Source organism: Lipingzhangella rawalii (assembly GCF_031628175.1).
Taxonomy (GTDB): Bacteria; Actinomycetota; Actinomycetes; order Streptosporangiales; family Streptosporangiaceae; genus Lipingzhangella_A; species Lipingzhangella_A rawalii.
The window spans coordinates 235,983-254,536 of the sequence record NZ_JAVLVT010000001.1 but is presented as its reverse complement, the minus strand read 5'-3'; the positions used below and the strand labels follow the sequence as shown (position 1 = coordinate 254,536).

The window sequence follows — 18,554 nt, the reverse complement described above, 5'->3', positions numbered from 1 at the left end:
ACACAGAGGGGGGTACGTGCGTCGATCCGACGTGACCAAAGGCATTTCCGTGGCGCTGTGCGCAGCGCTCACGGTCACGGCATGCGGCACCGATCAGGCCGCACCCGAGGACGAACGGGTGCCCGTACCTGAGGATCTCGCCTGCCCACCGGGCAGCATCAGCGGGGCGGGTTCCAGCGCCCAGGAACTGGCGATGCAGGTGTGGCTCGCCGGCTACCAGACCGCATGTACGGATTCGACCATCTACTACGACGCGATCGGGTCCGGTGGCGGGCGTAGCCAGTTTATCGACGGGGCCGTGACCTTCGCCGGATCGGACGACGCGCTGGTCGGCGGGGAGCGCGAGGAGGCGGTCGAGCGCTGCGGAGGTTCGGACATCCTCAACCTACCCGTCTACGTGGTCCCGATCGCCGTGGTGTTCAACCTGGACGGGATCGACGAGCTCAATCTCAGTCCCCAGACCATCGCCGGCATTTTCAACCAGGACATTACTCGGTGGGATGCCCCCGAGATCGCTGCCGACAACCCGGAGACGGACCTTCCAGACCTACCGATCCAACCCGTCAGCCGCTCCGACGAGTCGGGGACCACGAAGAACTTCACCAACTATCTCGAGGTTGCGGCAACCGAATCCTGGCCACACGCCGCCGACGGACAGTGGCCGATCCCCCCGGTCGAGGCAGGCCAGGGCAACTCCGGTGTGGCCCAGGCCGTGGAGGCCGGGAACGGGACAATCGGCTACGTCGAGGCTTCACACATCGGCGATATGGACTCTGCCCACATCGGCGTGGATGGCGAGTACGTGGCTCCGGACCCGCAGGCGGCAGCGGCCGTGCTGGAGACGTCCCAGCGCGTGGACTCCAGCCACGAGCACGACCACATGTTGGAACTCGACTACGGAACGACCGCCGAGGGGGCCTACCCGATCGTCCTCGCGACCTACGAGATCGTGTGCACCGAGTACGAGGATCCGGACGAGGTGGAGCTACTCCAGGCCTTTCTGGACTACACCGTGAGCGAGGTGGGCCAGGAGGCGGTGTCCGCCGAGGTGGGTTCCGCACCGATCCCCGAGGATCTACAGACCGACCTCCAAGAGGCCATCGCCGCGATCGAGTCTCGCTGAGGCAGCTGTTTTCTCCGGGCCGGAGTCATCCATCACCGCGGCGAGCCCGACCGTGCTGGGGATCCTGCTGCTCGGAACCGGTGGACGCGAGGCGACGCACCAGTTCCAGGTCCGCGGGGGTGTCACAGTCGAGGCTGGTGGACTCCGCCTCGCGGACCAGAACGGGGTGCAACGGTGCCAGCAGTCCGTGTAGCGAACTCCCCGCATAGTCGGCCAGCGCGGCACTGAGGCTCCCCGAGTCCCACACGCCGGCAAGCCACTGGTGACGCTCCTGACTGTCCAGCAGAACCGCACCTGCGGCGGCACGGGCACGCCGTTCCCTGCGCAGCCGCTCCACGGTCTGGGCCCCGAGCAGGGGCATATCCCCGGCCAGCAGGACCACCCGAGGCGAGCACACCAGGCGCATGCCGGTTCGCAGGGCCGGGACCGGCCCCGACCCCGGCGGCTCCTCACGTACATACCGGGCTGGTGGCCGGGTACGGGGCGGCCCGACCACGATCACCTGTTCCGCGTGGACAACCGCCGCGGTGACGTGTTCCAGCAGGGTTGCTCCCCCCACCGACAGCTCCAGCTTGTCGACTCCGCCGAGGCGGCGTGCCGCTCCCCCGGCGAGAATCACGGCGTCGAACGCCTCATCCACGGTGGCTGGTTCGGCTGGCACGGCGCAGCCCCTCCCCCCGCATGGCGGTCCGTGTGCGGCACTGTGGGCTCATGTGATTGAGTACTGGCCATGCTAGTGCGTTGTGCCCGCCCCCACGAGCTTCCCGCCGCCGGGGACCTCCGGGTCACCACCTATGTGGGCCAAGGCCTCGTGGATCCCGACTCACCCTACATTCCCACGCTCCGGTCCCTGGGGGAGGACGGCGAGGGGCAGGTTCTGGTTGCTGTGGACGAGGACGACATTCTCGGCACGGCCACCCTGATGGGATACCGTCCCGACAGTGAGGTCGCCAGAACTCCCGACGAGGTGGAACTGCGGGCACTGGCGGTTTCTCCTCGGGCACAGGGCCACGGAATCGGGCGCCTGCTCCTGGAGGCGGTTCTACGGCGGGCCGAGGCTGCCGCTGCTCGGGCGATCGTGCTCAGCACGCAGTCCAATATGGTCACAGCCCAACGTATGTACCAGAAGGCAGGTTTTGTCCGGGCGCCCGAGCGGGACTGGACCCCGGGCCGGGGCATTCAGCTTCTGGCCTACCGGCTCCCGCTGTCGAGCAGCTTCTCCAACAGGGCGCGGTAACCACGCAGGATCAACCGCAGCGCCTCCGTATCCGGACTGGGTGCCGAGGCCGACGCGGTTGCGTCGTCGTCCCCACCGCTGGGGTGGTGGGCGCTGTCGACATCCGCGGCCAACGCGGCGGAATCAGCCCGGTGGTCCGGCTCCGAGGTGCCAGCGTGCTCCGTGGTCCACTGGCGGGCCAGGGCGCTGCGCTGCTGGTGCAGGTGTTCGATGAGATCGCCCATCACCTCTGCCACGAGTGCGTCCGCCGTACGAACAGCGGCCGAGGGATCGTCGACGAAATCCCCCTGGACCTCACGCCACCGCGCGCGTAGCCGTTTCTGCGCCGGCGCGGGGAAAGCGGGGGCAACCGAGTCCACACCCTCGGCACCAGATGGTGGTGTCTGGGTGTCTTGGTCGGCATCGTTCCCGCTCACCTTGGACGTCGCCGTGGCCTTCGTTCCGGAACGGGTTCCCTGCGGCACGGTCACCTCCGTCACTCTCGTTGCCTGCCCGGTCTGCTGGGGCTGCTGGGGCTGCTCGGGACATCGGGCCGCGAGGGTGCGCTTGCGCCGATACTCGGCGTGTCGAAACGCCAGCCGCATACGGTGCCGCTGGGAACCGAAGGCGCCGCCAAACACTACCGCCCCGCCTCCCCCGGGCCGGTCGGATCCCCGGCTGGATCCGCGGTGCCTGGGTCCGGATTTGTGACGGGGTGCGGGGCCGGCTCCACACCCGGCCCGTCGGCGTCATTGGAGGCGGGACGCTGGGCTGCGCTGTGTCCCGCCTCCAGTAACGCCGTGATGAGGTCCCCAGCGGCGCGCATCAGCCGGCGAAGCTCTTCGGTACTGGCCGACGTTCCGGCCTGCTGCACCTGGTGCTGTGCCCGGAGAAGGGTGGCCACACGGTGGGGGTAGCGCACCGACAGATCGGCCATCCGCTGCTCGACCGAGCCTTGCGGATACGCGCGCGCGGTCATGAGGCGCTGAACCAGATCCGAAACCGCTGTTACCGCACGCGAGGGGTCTTCCACGAACTCACGACGGGTCTCCTGCCACTCCGCGGCAAACTCCGCACGTTGCCGTGGGGACAGCTCCCGCAGCTCGAAGGACCGGTGTCGGTGCTCGCGACGTGCCAGTTCCCGATCTACCTCCCGTTCGCTGCCCAGCGCCTCCACCAACCGGTGGTACTCGGGACCGAACCGGGAACGCAGCCCGGATCTGCGGGACCAACGGTGGGCGACCAGCGCCAGGATGGTGGCACCGATCAGCACCGCGATGATGATCCCAGCTCCCACAGCGACGGGGGTACCCACTGCGGCCTCCCGACCTCGACGGCGGGCAGCGTGCCCGATCAGTGGGCAGGCTGCCCCGCGCCCGGGGGGCGGAACCCTCTCCACACCGCTACAGAGAGGTATCCGGGCACCGGCACCTCGGCCCCAGCTATCCCCCGATCGCGGACATCGGGCGCGCCGGCTGAAGGAAACTTGGGTCGTTAATGCCGTGGCCGGGCATCTTCGTGGCTACCGCCGCCCGCCAACGCTCGGCCAACTCGGCGTCGTCGGCCCCATCCCGCAGTGGCCCGCGCAGGTCGGACTCCTCCCGGGCGAACAGGCAGTTACGGATCTGACCGTCGGCGGTCAGCCGAACCCGATCGCAAGCCCCGCAGAACGGCCGGGTCACCGAACCGATGATTCCGACACGCTGCGGGCCGCCGTCCACGAAGAAACTCTCGGCTGGGGCACTGCCCCGTTCCTCCGCGTCGGCAGGGGTTAGCTCCACATGGGCACTGAGCCGTTCGAGGATCTCGTCGGCGGTGATCATGGTGTCGCGTCGCCAGCCGTGTTGGGCGTCCAGCGGCATCTGCTCGATGAACCGAAGTTCGTAGCCACGCTCCAGGCAGTAGTGCAACAGGTCGGGGGCCTCGTGGTCGTTGATGTCCCGCATCAACACCGTGTTGACTTTGACTGGGGTGAGCCCGGCGTCCGCGGCTCCGGCCAGACCGTCCAGGACGTCGTCCAGCCTCCGGCGGCGGGCCAGCTGGTGGAAGGTCTCGGCATCCAGGGTGTCCAGCGACACGTTGACGCGGTCCAGGCCGGCCCGGGCCAGCTCGGGGGCGATGCGCCGTAGCCCGATTCCGTTCGTGGTCAACGCGGTGTGGGGGCGTGGTTCCAGTTCACTGGCGGCAGCGATGATCTCGGGGAGTTCCCGGCGCAACAGCGGCTCTCCCCCGGTGAACCGGATCTCGCGGATCCCCAGCCGGGTCACGCCCACGCGGATCAGTCTGGCCAGCTCCGCTGCGCTCAACAACTCGGGTTTGGGCAGCCAGTCCAGCCCCTCGGCCGGCATGCAGTAGGTGCAGCGCAGGTTACACCGGTCGGTCAGCGAGACCCGAAGGTCGGTCGCGACCCGCCCGTAGGAGTCGGCAAGCATCGGCGGCACCTCCAAGGTGGTGGCAGGGGGCGGGCGGCTCGCCCACGTCACAGCGACTCGGCCCTGCCACTGGATCCAGCGTAGAAGACGGACGGCCCCAGGTGGTCGATCACCCTCGGAACTGTCGGAGGAAGTCGGTGGATGACCGCCACTGCTCGGGCCGATTCCGGTCTACCCGCTACGATCCGCAGGGATGCTCGTGTGCCCGCACGATTCCGGAGCGGCGCCGAGCTGATGATTCGGTGGGATCACCAATTCACGAAAGGTGGGCGGCATGCCACGACCCGAGGATGCGACCGAGGCGCGGACGGTGACCACACGGGAGTGGTACCTGGCAGGGGCACAGGGACGCCTGTTCGCCAAGGCGTGGAGCCATCCGAGTCGGGATCCGGACCACCTCGTGGTGCTCGTCCACGGCTATGCAGAGCACATCGGCCGCTATACGCACGTCGCCGAGCAGCTGGTTGATTCCGGGGCGGTGGTCTACGGCCTGGATCACCAGGGGCACGGCCGCTCAGCGGGGCCGCGTGTGGACATCGACGACTTCGCGACCGTCGTGCAGGACCTGCACCGCCTGGTGACGCAGGCACGCACCGCCTACCGCAGCATTCCGCTCGTGGTGGTCGGCCACTCCATGGGGGGAATGATCGCCACCCGCTACGCACAGCAGCACGGCGCCGGGGTGAGTGGCCTCGTACTGTCGGGTCCCGTGTTGGGCCCCTGGTCGGCGCTTACGGCGTTGATCGACCATCCCGAGCTGCGAGAAGCGCCACTGGACGCCTCGGCACTGTCCCGTGACCCGAACGTGGCGACCGCCTACACCCAGGACGAACTGGTCTGGCACGGTGCTTTCCAGGAGCGTACCCTGCACGCGCTGCGCACGGAGCTGACGCGGATCACCGAGGCTGGCAGCCTCGGGACGCTACCCACGCTGTGGCTCCACGGTTCCGACGATGCGATCGTACCGCTGGCCGACACCTTCGCCGGCCTCGGTGAGGTACTCGGCTCGGACCTCACAGCCCGGGTCTACCCCGGTGCCCGCCACGAGGTGTTCAATGAGCTCAACTGGCAGGAGGTCCTGGACCAGGTCCGGGAATTCACGACCAGGCTGGTCCCGGACTGAGGGCATTCGGTTTCGACCAGTATCCCCCACCGCAGCGCCCGGATCATCCCGTCATGTCGGACTCCAAGCCAGTGACGTACGCGAAGCGGACGCACGTTCGTTGAGCCGGTAGCGTGGGCATAGTCGTACGACACGCACTCGCGGCGACAGCGAGAGCGGGAGGTGGGGTGGCCCGGACGCTACCGTTGACGGACGTCGAGTTGGAAACCGCGTTCGAACGGGGCGTGCGGATCCCGCGGGACCGGATACGGTACGGCGGCCAGTAGTGATCATGTGTTCTGGGGGTGAACTGCGTGTCGAGCAGGATCGAAGACTATGCGCTGATCGGCGACATGCAGACAGCCGCGCTCGTGGGCCGGGACGGCTCCGTGGACTGGCTGTGTCTACCGCATTTCGACTCCCCCGCCTGCTTCGCGGCTCTGTTGGGTGACGAACAGAACGGCAACTGGTGGATCCGGCCGGCAACGGGAACACCACAGGCCACCCGGCGCCGCTACCGGCACGAAACGCTCATTCTGGAGAGTGAGTGGGACACCCCCGAGGGCACCGTACGTGTCATCGACTTCATGCCCCCGCGTAGCCAGTCACCACACATGGTGCGCATCGTGGAGGGCGTCCGTGGAACGGTACGCATGAACACCGCGCTGCGCCTGCGCTACGACTACGGCAACGTCGTACCGTGGATCCACCGCAACGGAACCGAGGTGGTGGCCGTAGCCGGTCCGGACTCGGTGTGGATCAGTTCCCCGATTCCACTCGAGGGGCACAACTTCACCCACGACGCAACCTTCACTGTCAGCGCAGGTCAACGCGTTCCGTTCGTGCTCACCTGGCACCCGTCGCATCACGAGGAATCCGACCATCTCGATGCGGAGAAGGCACTGTCGCGCACCGAGCGGTTCTGGCGCCAGTGGGTGGACACGTGCACGTATGACGGCCGGTACCGGGACGCGGTCGTTCGTTCCCTGATCACCCTGAAGGCGCTGACCTACCGCCCCACCGGGGGAATTGTCGCCGCCCCCACCGCATCCCTGCCGGAGGAGATCGGCGGGGTGCGCAACTGGGACTACCGCTACTGCTGGCTGCGGGACGCGACCATCACACTTGAGGCGCTGATGCGCAGTGGCTACACCGAGGAGGCTGCGGCCTGGCGGGAGTGGCTGGTGCGTGCCGTGGCCGGCGAACCGCAGCGGATCCAGATCATGTACGGCATCCGTGGTGAACGGCGACTGTCGGAGTGGGAAGCGGACTGGCTGCCCGGCTACGAAGGTTCACGCCCGGTACGGATCGGTAACGCCGCGGTGGGCCAGTACCAGCTGGATGTCTACGGTGAGGTCATGGACGTTCTGCACCTGGCCCGGCTGGCCGGGCTGGAGGGCGCCGAGCACGTGTGGGGCCTCCAACGGTCCCTGGTGAACTACCTGGAATGGTGCTGGGACGAGCCGGACGAGGGCCTCTGGGAGGTGCGCGGCCCCCGCCAACACTTTGTGCACTCGAAGGTCATGGCCTGGGTGGCCGCGGACCGGGCGGTACGCATGATTGAGGAATTCGGTCGCGAGGGACCGGTGGAGCGCTGGCGGGCGCTGCGGGACACGATTCATGCGGAGGTCTGTGAGTACGGGTACGACGCCCGCCGTAACACCTTCACGCAGTACTACGGCAGCGAGGAGCTGGACGCCGCACTACTCCTCATCCCGGAGGTGGGATTCCTGCCCTACGACGACCCCCGTGTGGTCGGCACGATCGAGGCCGTCCGGGACGAGCTGATGGTGGACGGCTTCGTGCACCGCTACCGCGCCGACGCGGAGGAGTCGGTCGACGGTCTTCCCGGTGGCGAAGGCGCGTTCTTGGCCTGTAGCTTCTGGATGGCCAACGCGCTGCTGGCGATCGGTCGGGAGCGGGAGGCCCGCGATCTGTTCGACCGCCTGTTGGCCTTGCGCAACGACGTTGGTCTGCTCTCCGAGGAGTACGACGCGAAGGAGGCCCGCATGGTGGGTAACTTCCCCCAGGCCTTCAGCCACGTTCCCCTGGTGACGACGGCACTCAATCTCTCCCACCACGACGGGCACCGTCGCGCCGAGGCATGCTGAATGCGGCTCTGGACCGCACCTGGTGGGCGGTTACCGCGCCCCACGGGCGGGCAGCGACCCACCAGGATGCGTCCAGCTAGGAACGGTGCAGTGTGGGTTCGGACCACACGGGGATGGCAACCTCGCCCTCACCGTCACCCCGTTCCACCTCCAGTCGCAGCCGCAGTGCATCGGAGACGTCCACAGTGATCTCCCGGGTTTCCCCGAGGGCTACGCTTTCGGAGGCGAGGTTGTCGTCATCGGCGTAGACCGAGAACGTCACCGGGATGTCGGCCGAGGATGCGTCGTCGAGCCCGACTGTGACGTTGAGCTCGTCCCAGGAGCGTCTCAGGTTGAATTCGGTCCACTCCGCACCGCGGTGGTACTGCCCCAGCGTCGACATGACCAGTGCCTGTGAGTAGACGTCGGCGTCAACCTCGGCCCGATCCACAACCGCGATTTCCGATTCGGACTCGTCTACGGGATCCATCTGGGTTAGTGATCGCTCGCTGTCCTCCGCATCGTGGTCGCCATTCCCGTCCTCGACGCCGTCGGGATCCTCCGTCACCGGTTCCGCCGGAGTGGCTGTCTGGGTCACCGTGGCGAGTGGAGGCTGATGGTCCTCGGCAGCCACCGGAGTGGTGCTTCCGTACATATCGAGAATCCAGTAGGTTCCGGCACTTCCGGCCAGCATCCCCAGCACGAGAAGCGCGGCGAGCCCGGCCAGCTTGAGTTTGCGAAAACGGCGGCTGGCTGGGGCCGGGGGGCCGGACGGCTGTGCCGCTGCCGCCGGTCCGGGGGGCGGCCCTCCGGACCCGGCAGCGTGCTCGACCGGCGTCGTTCCAGGAGGGAGTGGCGGGCCAAGCCCGGTGGCTGCGTTGGCAGGGGGTGGGGGCGGTGGATTGGGAGGCGGCGTCCGTTGCTCCGCCGCGGGGGGCGGCGATCCGAAACCGGGCTCGGGAGGCGGGGCACCCTCGGCTGGGGCCACGGTGCGGGCGGCAGAGGGACGCATAGCTGCACCGGATGCGGTGGAGTCGTGCCCGCTCGGGTCGGGCTGCGGTACGTCCGCACCGGTGCCGCCGTGCACCGGTGCGGAGGCCGGGGCGCTCCACGGCACCGAGGTACTGACCGAGCGGAGCTCCCGGATCCAGGCCAACGCTCCTGGCCGCTGCTCCGGGTCGACCGCGAACATCGCCTGGACCCGGGTGAGCATGGATTGTCCCGCCTGGCTCAACAGCTCCAGCTGGGCGAATCGCTCCCGGAGCTGTTCTGGTGCCGGAGGTGGCTCCTGTCCGGATAGCACGTAGTAGACCACCGCCCCGAAGGCGTACCGATCGGTTGCCGCCGAATACTCGCCACTGACCACTTCCGGAGCTGCGTAGCCCGGGGTGAACCAGGGGCTCGTGGTGAGATGGTGCGCGGCGATCTTACTCAGGCCGAAGTCGACGAGGGTGGCCTGGCCATCGGCACTGATCATGATGTTCCCAGGAGACAGATCACCGTGCAGGACGACGCGTCCCGAGGGGGTGGCTCTGCCCGAGTGCAGCCAGTCCAGCACCTCAGCAGCCTGTTCCAAGTACCGCAGGGCTGAGCGCTGGCCCGCGGCTCCCTCCGCCGCGTGTTCGGCCCGCCATTCCCGTATATCCACTCCGTTCACATGGTTCATCACGAGGTACAGGGCCCGTTGGGGCTGCTCGGCGGCCGCCGTGGCGGGGTGTTCGGCCGGTCCGTCGAAGTGCTCACGCACCCCGACCACGCCCATCCTGTTGATAAAACGCAGAAGTTCGGCCTGTTCGCTCCAGCGTGCACCGAGCTCCCGGAAGGACTCGGGACCATCCGCGGCAGCTTCGGGGAGTACCTTAACCACGACCGGTTCGGCTGCTCCGGCGAGTGCGACCTCCGCGAGATACAGTGTGGCTTCTCCACCTCGCCCGACCGAACGGATCAGCCGATACTTGTCCGGCTCGGAGTCCGGACCGACATGCAGCGCAGTACTCACTGGGACACTCATTCGATCGGGGGGTCAGAACGCGCGTCGTGCGCCAGGAATAGCCTATCGCCCGGATCCACGCGGACATCCGGGACTCGGCGGGCAACTCAGAGCTAATGGGAGCAAGCGTGTCCGGCACCCTGAACGGGAGGTATCGCCTCGCGCGCCGAATCGGCAGTGGCGGCATGGGCGAGGTGTGGCAGGCCCAGGACGAACTGTTACAACGCCCGGTAGCGGTGAAGCTCCTGCACCACGAACCAGCCGCCACCGATACGGCGCGTTCGGAGGCTGTGTCCCGCTCCCGGTTCGAGCGCGAGGCTCGCCTCACCGCCCGCCTGTCCGGCCATCCGAACGTGGTCCTCGTCCACGACTACGGCCACGATGTGGACAGTGGAGCACTGTACACGGTCATGGAACTCATCCCGGGCCCCAGCCTGTCGGCGGTACTCCGTACACACGCACCGTTGCCGACCGTCCTGGCGATAACCTGGGCTGCCCAGGCATGCCGCGGACTCGCGGCCGCTCATGCCACCGGGGTTGTGCACCGGGACGTCAAACCCGGCAACCTCGTGTTGAGCCATGGCGTGGTGTCCATTGACGATCCGGGCCAGCTCAAGGTCGTGGACTTCGGTATTGCGGGGCTCAACGAGGCCGCAACCCGGAGTCAACGCCTCACGCAGACCTGTGCTGTGATCGGAACCCCCAGTTATATGTCCCCGGAGCGGATACAGGGGCTTTCCGTGGGGCCGGAGAGTGACCTGTATGCGATCGGCGCGGTGCTTCACGAAATGGTGCTGGGCCGTCCGCCATTCGTTGCCGACACCCCGCACGGAATTCTCCAGCAACACCTGAGCCAACCGCCCGAGTCATTGCGCGCCAGCCGACCGGACCTGCCTGCGGGGTTGGACGACCTCGTCCTTCAGCTGTTGGAGAAGGCACCGGAACGCCGCCCGAAGAGCGCACAATCCGTTGTCGCACAACTGGAGCAGCTGCGGCACGCGGCCCAGACGCACCAGAACACCCCGGATTCCAGACCCACGGCCCGTACCGGGACCCAGATGAGCGCGGAACGCTCCCACCTGGACCAGCGCCTCGCTGATCTGGAACGTCGACTCGACGAGGGCTCCTTCGCTGCCGCCGCCCATGGATATCACACACTCACCAGCGAGACGGAGCGTGTGTTCGGCAGCAGCGCCCCGGAGACGCTGCGGGTCCGCAGGCGTCATGCCTACGCCTCCGGGAAGGCCGGTCACCCTCAGCGGGCGGCCCACTTGTTCGGAGAGCTGGCTGGTGATCTCGCCCGTGTCTACAGCCCAGATCATGCGGAGACCCTGACTGCCCGCTACTACCGCGCCGTCAACCTCAGCCTGGCTGGTGATCCCAACACAGCCGCCGGCGAGCAGGCGACACTCCTGGACGACCTGTGCCGTAGCCACGGACCGGACAGTCGGATGACCCTGCTGTGTCGACTTCGCTGGGCCGTGGACATCGGGGCCGGTGGTCAGCCGCAGCGGGCTGTGGTCGCGCTGGAGGAGCTCAGCCGCGATCTCGACCGGGTGCTCGGCCCCGAGGACAAGGTTAGCCGACGGGCACGCGGCTATCTGGAGCACTACGCGCGCTCCGGTCGAGCGGATACGACCATGATGAAGCCTCCCGGGCACCTTCCGCCCAACACGCCGCCACCACGGTAGGCGCGGTTGTAAGGTTTTCCCATGACGAGCCGACCGCTACACGACATCCTGGACCCCGGCTGGGCGCAGGCCCTGGAGCCAGTCGCTGGACGGATCGCGGATATGGGGGCGTTCCTCCGCGAGGAGGTCGCCGCCGGCAACACCTACCTTCCTGCCGGAGAACACGTGTTGCGGGCCTTCACCCAACCCTTCGACCAGGTTCGGGTGTTGCTGGTCGGCCAGGACCCCTACCCCACCCCGGGGCATGCGATCGGGTTGAGCTTTGCCGTGGCCGAGGACGTACATCCCCTGCCCGCGAGCCTGCGCAATATCTTCCAGGAGTACCGGGACGATCTGGGCCTCCCCGAGCCCAGCAGCGGTGACCTGACACCGTGGACCAAGCAGGGAGTTCTCCTTCTGAACCGCACACTGACCGTGCGCCCCCGGCAACCCAACTCCCACGCGGGCCGGGGCTGGGAAGAGGTCACTGACCAGGCCATCCGGGCCCTGGCCGCACGCGGTCAGCCTCTGGTCGCGATCCTGTGGGGGAGCAAGGCCAGATCACTGCGCCAGCTGATGCCGCAGGTTCCGTGTGTGCAGTCCACCCACCCCAGTCCGATGTCGGCGCACAACGGATTCTTCGGGTCGCGGCCCTTCAGCCGCACCAACGAGCTGCTGCGCGAACAGGGCGCGGAGCCGGTCGACTGGCACCTGCCCTGACCAACGCCGGCGGGGAGCGAACTACCGGACGACAGGGCCGACACATGCCCGTATCAAACGGCATTATGGAAGCAGTCGGACAAGGCACGGATCCCACGGAACAGGCCCTCCCCCATGGCTCGTCCCCTCACCTTCACAGATGCCCTGCGTATTCTGGGCAAGCATGACTCCGCCACGCTGGACTTCGTGGAGAAGCTCACCGCCGGCGGTCTGGAGGCACTCGGTGTCGCCAGCCTCGGTGGCCTGCGGGAGCTGGTGCTGACTCAGGGGCGTAAGCAGCTCACGGCGATTCATGAGAAGATCACCGGCATCAGCCGCCACGACCGCACGCAACGCATTGCGGCCGCCCACCGGATCATCGTCACCACAGCACTGTTCGAAGCCCTGGACGAGGTGCTCACGGCTCCGGACATCCCGCTGGCGGCGGCCGACCTCGAACTCAGTTCGCAGGAGCAGGCACACATTCTCACCGCGATGCTCGGGTCCGGGGAGGATCTGCCCCCCTGGCCCCTGGGGGGTGTGCGGGACATGGCCCAACAGCTGTGGGGCACGGGTACCCGAATCGAACCGCTGCGGCGTTTCATCCGGGGACTGGCCGCGCACGAGCAGCTGGACCAGACCCAACGCGCACGCCTGTGGCACCGGCTGGACCGACTGCCCGAGCATGCCGAACGTCGCTATCTGGAGGCCTTCCACCGCCTGGCCACCGAGGTTCCCGAGTTCGGCCTGTGGGCCCAGCATGCAGAGCACCACGCCACCCACGACCGGCTGGGGCAGGTGCACGGCGCCCTGTCCGACGTCGAGCGCCGGCTCGGTGAACTCTCTCCGGGGGGTCGGGCTGGCCGGTATGCCAGCGAACTCGCGGCCCTGTACCGGCGCGGCCTGGAACGCCCGGTGCTGTCCAGCACGCACACCCCGACCGGCTTTACCATGCCGAGCCTGGCGACGGCCTACCTCACCCCGCGGGCACGATTCGCCTGGGTCACCACCGATTCTCCGCAACCACACCTGGACCATTGGTGGCAGGACCAGCCCGAGGAAGTTGACCTTCAGCGCCAGCTCACCCACTGGCTCACCCATCCGCTGGCCACCGAGCGCCCACTCGTCATCCTGGGCCACCCGGGGTCCGGCAAGTCCAAGCTCACCGAGGTGCTGGCGGCCCGGCTGCCCGCCACCGACTATCTACCGATCCGGGTGCAGCTGCGTTCCGTGCCGGCGGAGGCACCGTTGCGCCGACAGGTCGAGCACGCGCTGTCCGAGACCCTGCACACGGATGTGTCCCTGCGTGACCTGCTGGACGGGTCCGGAACTGCCCTGCCGGTAGTACTGCTGGACGGGCTGGACGAGCTACTCCAGGCCACCGGTGTGAAACGCTCCGACTATCTGGAACAGGTCCAGGCGTTCCAGGAAGACCAGGAGGCGTTCGGACAACCGGTTGCGGTGCTGGTCACCACGCGCACCGTCGTCGCCGACCGGCTTCGGTTCCCCGAACGCACAGTGCTCGCCCGGTTGGAACCCTTCGACACACCGCGCATCTCCCGACTCCGCGAGCTGTGGACCGAAGCCAACACCCGGGTTCTGGCGGAACGCGATCTGCACGCGCTGCCCCTGGACACCCTGCTCGAGTACCGGGAGTTGGCCGAACAGCCCCTGTTACTCCTGATGCTGCTGCTCTACGACGCTGACGACAACGCGCTGCAACGCCCGGGATCGGCCCTGAGTCGGGCGCAGCTCTACGAGCGGCTTCTGGCCTCCTTCGCCCGTCGGGAGGTCAACAAGCACGATCCTGGCATGAGTGACGCGGATCTGGATGAGGCAACCGAATCCGAAATGCGCCGGCTGGAGGTCACCGCCCTGGCGATGTTCGCGCGCCGCCGGCAGTCGGTCACCGCCGAGGAGCTCGGCACCGATCTGGCCGTGCTGGCGCCACTCGCCACCGCCGGTACGAGCGACACCGGGATGCGTCAACAGCTGAGTGCGGCCGAACGCATGCTGGGACGCTTCTTCTTCGTCCACGAGTCCCGAGCCCGCCAGGACACCGACCGTCAGGTGTTCGAGTTCCTACACGCGACCTTCGGGGAATACCTCGTGGCGCGACTGGTCGTTGCCGAACTCGAGGAGCTTCTGCACGAGCACACCCATGCTCGCCGGCGACGGCATGCCCGCCCCCTGGACGACGGACGCTTCTATGCGGTGACGTCCTTCGCGGTCACCGCAGGCCGGGGGGAGCTGCTGGAGTTCCTGACCGAGCTGCTGCGCCAGCGAATCACCGAAGAGCCAGAGCTGGCCCGAGAATACCGGGAACTGTTGATCGAGCTGTTCCGGGACGCCCCCTATCCTCGCCCCAACCGTTCCCACACCGGCTACGAACCACGACGCGTCCCGGTGGTAGCGCGACAGGCGGTGCACACCGCGAATCTGGTGGTGCTGCTCACGCTGGTCACCGAGGAGGCAACGGGAATCGACCCGGACGCCGCCACCCCCCATACCGACATCACCGAACTGATGCCGGACGACGCCTCACCCCTGGAGGCGTGGACGAGCGAAGCCAATCTGTGGCGCGGCTGCCTGGCCGACGAGGAGTGGTACGGCCTGATGACCGTGGTGCGGGTGCGCCACCTCGGATACGGCCACGGCACCAACACACCGCGGACCCTACTGGAGCGGGAACGCGGCCAACAGGTCAACGTCGGCGAATGCGTGGGCTTCGACCTGCTTGCGGGGCCCGACATCGACAGCCGGGCCGTGTGCGATCCCTACCGGCTGTGGCTACCGGCCGAGCAGGTCACCGCACGGTTGTTGCGCAGTATCGCACTGCGCGGTAACGGGACCGCCGCCAGGTTAACCCTCGCCCTGCTTCCCTACCTGGAACATGTGGACTCCGATCCGCTGCGCTGGATCGAGGATCCAACCGGGACGGCTCCCACGATGCGCCCCGAGACGCCGGATTCTACGTCGGTGGCTCCGCCCCGACCGACGGAGCTGGCGGCACAGCGGGTGCTGGACCTGCGGCTGGCTCCGATCACTGCCGATCCCCGACACAGTGTGGACCACGTGCGGGCACTCCTGGCGGCATCCACGCTCCTGGGGCGACGCGAGCTGCTCGCGCTACGCCAGGCCGTAGAAGGGCTACGCCTGTGGTTCACGGAAACCAGCAACCCAGACGTCCCGCGGGGAGGCGATATCCATGACCACCTGCTCAACGTGCTCAACGGTGTGAGTACGAAGCCCAGCCTGCGTGGGCTCGCTACCGAGGTACCCCAACGTGAGGTCGACGCCCTGTGTGCCCAACTTCCCAGCGCTGCGGGAATCAAGGAGCTGCACGCGCTCCTGATCCGGCTCACCACGGAACACGAAGATACCCGGACCGGTCCGGACCACCGTCTCGACACGGATCCCGAGCCGCTGCCCGAGGCGGCATGGGGGTCTGCCCCGCCACCCCGACGCCCACTACCCTCGACCTGGCCCCAGGCCGACGAACGGCAGAGTGGATTCTGATCCCCGGCCGTTTCTCCGCAGCAGGTACCGGGTGAAACCGGAAACGCGTTCCCAACGCCGATCGACTCGTTCGAACGGAGCTTCGGTCGACACGAAGTATCGGCGCGGGACCCATCTACTCGGACAACTCCGTGTTCTCCTGGGCGCGAAACTCCTTGTCCAGCACGCCCATGACCAAGGTGTCGTGCCAGCGCCCCTCCCAGTAGAGAGCCTCGCGCAGCCGGCCCTCGATACTGAAACCGCAGGCCCGATAGGCCGCCACCGCCCGCATGTTGAAGGCGTAGACATCCAGTCCCACCCGATGCAGGCCGATGACGTCGAAGGCATAGGACAGGACCAGGCGGGTGGACTCCTTACCAAGCCCCCGGTCGGTGAACTCACTGCTGGACAGGGCGATACGGTACGACGCGCTCTCGTTGTCCGGATTCACGTCCGCCAACGACAGCTCACCGGCGAAACGTCCGGTGGGCTCCTCCAGGACCGCCAGGTCCAACCGGTCGGGCTGGTCGGGTCGGGTGCGACACCACTCCTCGATCTCCTCCCAGGTGAACTCGTGGTGCGTTCCGGTAAGTCGTCGGGTCTCCTCATCGAGCACAGACCGGTACACATCCGGGGCGTGGTCGAGGGAGAGCGGGACCAGGCGAACCCGCTTGCCGTGCAGGGTCGGCTTCTCCCGTAGTGCGCGAAGATCGATCATCAGGATGTGACTCCACTCCAGGCGTGCGGCTCACTCCAGCGACGCCGGTACCGCGCGGATCAGCTCTCGGCATTGTGCGAGCGCTCCGCTGCGGCCGACGGTCACGGTTTCTCCACGCCGGGGATCGGGATACACGGAGCACTTGTGGATATTGCCATACTTCTGCGCTCCCAACCATGGCGCCAGGCACTGGAATCTCCCCGCCGGCGCGGTGCGACACGGCTGCGCGGGAGTCTGCCCGGCGCTAGCGACGGTTCGCGTCGCCGTCCTCCCCCTCCCGGTCGTCGTGTTCCCGGCCGTCCGCAGCACCGGCTGGCGGCGACGGGCGCCGGACCTGGGCGCCCCCCACGGTTCCCGGGCCAGGCCGCGGTCGCGGGGCGGTATTGGTCTGGGGTTCCCTGGGATCAGCAGAACGCTCCGCGTCCGGGTCGGGGGCCTCGCCATCCGCGGCTGCTGCGGATGTCGGATCCGACGCACCCGTCCGCCGCCTGGGGATCGGGGCACCGGCCACGCTCCCCTTCGGGGCAGCGTGACTTGGGCGCTGGCCCCCCGGCCCCGGCTCGGCGCTGTCGCTGTCGCTGTCGCTGTCGCTGTCGCTGTCGACGCCCGCGCTACCGGAATCGTCACAGGTCTCGGCCTCGTCCGCTCCGGTCAGGGCCTGAAGTGCTTCTTCGCGTCGCTCCGCCAACCGGGCGGCCCGTTCCTGGCGTTCGGCCGCGATCCGTGCCCGGGCCGCGGCAGTGTGCTCGGTGGGCCACATGGCATCGATATCGGCGTTCAACGCCGCGCCGATCAGCACCGCAAGCGCCGTCACCCACAGCCAGATCAAAACGGCGATCGGGGCCGCCAGCGAGCCGTAGATGGAGACCTGACCAAGGGAGGCCTCGAGGTAGGCGCGCAGGGCGAACGATCCGAGAAGCCAGATAACCGCTGCGAGTACCGCTCCCGGAACGTGGCGCCACACCGGGGTGGGTACGGGGACACTGACCGTGTACAGCGCCACGAGGCAGATCAGGGACAGCGCGGTGACCACCGGCCAGTACATCAGGTGTAGATAGGGGCTGGCGGCGGGAAACAGGGCGGTCACCACCCCGGGTCCGGCAACGAGGACCGGCAGCACCACCAGTGCGAACAGGAGACCACCCAGGTAGGCCAGGAAGGACAGCAGGCGTTGACGTACCGGCCCCCGCAGCGGCTCCAAGCCGTAGGCGATGGTGATCGTCTGGATGAACACGTCCATGGCCCGCGAGCCCGACCACAGGGACACCAGGAACGTCACCGACAGGAGCCCGCCCTGGGTGCCCTGAAGGAAATCATCGACGAGCGGGCCCACAACGCTGTCGACGGTCTCCTCGGTCAACGCGGTTCCGGCCAACTCCAGCACCCAGGAGCGGATCTGGAGGACCGTTTGGGTCCCGATCAGTCCCTGGAGGTGTCCGAGTGTTCCGATGATGCCCAGGAGCAGGGCCGGTAGGGACAGCAGGGAGAAGAAGGCAGCCTCGGCGGCGAGTCCCACCACGCGGATCCGCAGCACGGCCCGGACCGTTCGTACGGCGAGGGTGCCGAACGCCCCCGTGCGGGGATGACGATTCCGCCAATCCTCGACCCGGTCCCGTATGTGCTGCGTGACGTTCCGCATCATCCCCAACCTATGCCCTGACGGGTGGCCGAGGGGCAGGAGCCCACCCCACCCTGCATGCACGTGACACGCATCACCCTACGAGACAGCTGTCTGCTGTGGACAAACCAGATCTGGGCATGCCATTGTCAGTTCCATGATTGCCTGCCTGGACCCGATGCTCTGCGTGCGCCGGCACGTGGATCTGCTGCGGGTCCGCAGCGCCATCTGTCGTAACGTCGGTTAGTTCCGCGAGCCAGTTGTCCCGCCCATGCAGCGGGCGCGGCGCCGACGTTTCCGCGGTTTCTCGCGACTGACTCCGGGCTGCCCACAGCCGCGCACAGTGCGGCTGTGACCACCCGGGTCCGGAAATTCTCGGCGCGCGCCCCGTGACCGCA

14 protein-coding genes are annotated in these 18,554 nt (G+C 67.9%); 7 read left to right on the top strand and 7 right to left on the bottom strand.

Annotation, left to right across the window (positions count from 1 at the left end; all coding sequences use genetic code 11):
• Positions 1–16 precede the first annotated feature (16 nt).
• On the top strand, positions 17–1,123 hold the full coding sequence (pstS, locus tag RIF23_RS01115; RefSeq protein ID WP_310910398.1) for a phosphate ABC transporter substrate-binding protein PstS: 1,107 nt from the start codon (positions 17–19) through the stop codon (positions 1,121–1,123).
• 25 nt (positions 1,124–1,148) lie between these two features.
• Here pstS and mobA read toward each other — a convergent pair whose 3' ends face one another.
• Complete coding sequence (gene mobA, locus RIF23_RS01110; protein WP_310910397.1) at positions 1,149–1,784, bottom strand: molybdenum cofactor guanylyltransferase; 636 nt, start codon at positions 1,782–1,784, stop codon at positions 1,149–1,151.
• Positions 1,785–1,853: 69 nt separating this feature from the next.
• Here mobA and RIF23_RS01105 point away from each other — a divergent pair, with 69 nt between their 5' ends.
• Positions 1,854–2,360 carry a GNAT family N-acetyltransferase gene (locus RIF23_RS01105; protein WP_310910396.1) on the top strand — a complete coding sequence of 169 codons (507 nt, stop codon included), beginning with the start codon at positions 1,854–1,856 and terminating at the stop codon, positions 2,358–2,360.
• Here the strand turns inward: RIF23_RS01105 and RIF23_RS01100 are convergent.
• The 3 genes from RIF23_RS01100 to moaA form a co-directional block, all read right to left on the bottom strand.
• Complete coding sequence (locus RIF23_RS01100; protein ID WP_310910395.1) at positions 2,315–2,980, bottom strand: hypothetical protein; 666 nt, start codon at positions 2,978–2,980, stop codon at positions 2,315–2,317. The two genes, RIF23_RS01105 and RIF23_RS01100, sit on opposite strands and share 46 nt — an antisense overlap.
• The gene (locus tag RIF23_RS01095) at positions 2,980–3,654 is read right to left on the bottom strand and encodes a hypothetical protein (protein WP_310910394.1); all 675 of its coding nucleotides are present in this window, start codon (positions 3,652–3,654) and stop codon (positions 2,980–2,982) included. Before RIF23_RS01095 ends, RIF23_RS01100 begins: the two co-directional genes overlap by 1 nt.
• A gap of 127 nt (positions 3,655–3,781) precedes the next feature.
• Complete coding sequence (gene moaA, locus RIF23_RS01090; protein WP_310910393.1) at positions 3,782–4,771, bottom strand: GTP 3',8-cyclase MoaA; 990 nt, start codon at positions 4,769–4,771, stop codon at positions 3,782–3,784.
• 274 nt (positions 4,772–5,045) lie between these two features.
• On the opposite strand from moaA, the gene RIF23_RS01085 reads away from it, so the two are divergent.
• Positions 5,046–5,894: an alpha/beta hydrolase gene (locus RIF23_RS01085; RefSeq protein ID WP_310910392.1), complete on the top strand. Its 849-nt coding sequence runs from the start codon at positions 5,046–5,048 to the stop codon at positions 5,892–5,894.
• A 278-nt stretch (positions 5,895–6,172) separates the two neighbouring features.
• Positions 6,173–7,984: a glycoside hydrolase family 15 protein gene (locus RIF23_RS01080; protein ID WP_310911199.1), complete on the top strand. Its 1,812-nt coding sequence runs from the start codon at positions 6,173–6,175 to the stop codon at positions 7,982–7,984.
• Between the two features lie 76 nt (positions 7,985–8,060).
• Here the strand turns inward: RIF23_RS01080 and RIF23_RS01075 are convergent, their stop codons facing one another.
• Positions 8,061–9,962 carry a protein kinase domain-containing protein gene (locus tag RIF23_RS01075; protein WP_310910391.1) on the bottom strand — a complete coding sequence of 634 codons (1,902 nt, stop codon included), beginning with the start codon at positions 9,960–9,962 and terminating at the stop codon, positions 8,061–8,063.
• 119 nt (positions 9,963–10,081) lie between these two features.
• Here RIF23_RS01075 and RIF23_RS01070 point away from each other — a divergent pair, with 119 nt between their 5' ends.
• The 3 genes from RIF23_RS01070 (at position 10,082) to RIF23_RS01060 (ending at position 15,841) form a co-directional block, all read left to right on the top strand.
• Positions 10,082–11,644, top strand: a complete 1,563-nt coding sequence (locus RIF23_RS01070; RefSeq protein ID WP_310910389.1) for a serine/threonine-protein kinase — start codon at positions 10,082–10,084, stop codon at positions 11,642–11,644.
• Between the two features lie 21 nt (positions 11,645–11,665).
• A complete protein-coding gene (locus tag RIF23_RS01065) occupies positions 11,666–12,343 on the top strand; it encodes a uracil-DNA glycosylase (RefSeq protein ID WP_310910388.1) in 678 nt (225 codons plus the stop codon).
• 114 nt (positions 12,344–12,457) lie between these two features.
• On the top strand, positions 12,458–15,841 hold the full coding sequence (locus RIF23_RS01060) for an NACHT domain-containing protein (protein WP_310910387.1): 3,384 nt from the start codon (positions 12,458–12,460) through the stop codon (positions 15,839–15,841).
• 115 nt (positions 15,842–15,956) lie between these two features.
• On the opposite strand, the gene RIF23_RS01055 is transcribed toward RIF23_RS01060, so the two are convergent.
• Complete coding sequence (locus tag RIF23_RS01055; protein ID WP_310910386.1) at positions 15,957–16,538, bottom strand: GNAT family N-acetyltransferase; 582 nt, start codon at positions 16,536–16,538, stop codon at positions 15,957–15,959.
• A 244-nt stretch (positions 16,539–16,782) separates the two neighbouring features.
• A complete protein-coding gene (locus RIF23_RS01050) occupies positions 16,783–18,180 on the bottom strand; it encodes a YhjD/YihY/BrkB family envelope integrity protein (RefSeq protein ID WP_310910385.1) in 1,398 nt (465 codons plus the stop codon).
• Positions 18,181–18,554 lie beyond the last annotated feature (374 nt).